At 73.0% G+C, this 304-nt stretch carries 1 pseudogene; it reads left to right on the top strand.

The features are described from left to right. Nucleotides 1-304 (top strand): annotated as a pseudogene (locus ACSNOH_RS35250) (SurA N-terminal domain-containing protein); the annotation flags it as partial.

Here is a 304-nt window from a genome sequence, read left to right as displayed (position 1 = left end):
AGCAGCTCACGGCGAACAGCGCCCGGCTCGGCCAGGACACCCTGGTCCGCCTCATCCAGTACCGGATCGTGGAGCGGGCCGGCAAGGACAACGGCGTCGAGGTCACGCGGCGCGAGCTGCAGCGGCAGCGGGCCGACGTCGAGGCGGCCAACGGCGGGGCCGCGGCGGTGCGCGCCCGGTTCCTCGCCCTCGGCATCGCGCCCGGCCAGATCGACCAAGCCCTCTCCGTGGACCTCGTCCGCGCCAAGCTCGACGGCAAGTTCGGCACCGCCCGCACGAACGAGATCCTGATGCAGACCTCCGA

Source organism: Streptomyces sp. URMC 127, from assembly GCF_051386535.1.
Classification (GTDB): domain Bacteria; phylum Actinomycetota; class Actinomycetes; order Streptomycetales; family Streptomycetaceae; genus Streptomyces.
Note: the sequence above shows the minus strand (reverse complement) of the source record. Positions and strands in the feature narration are given on the sequence as shown.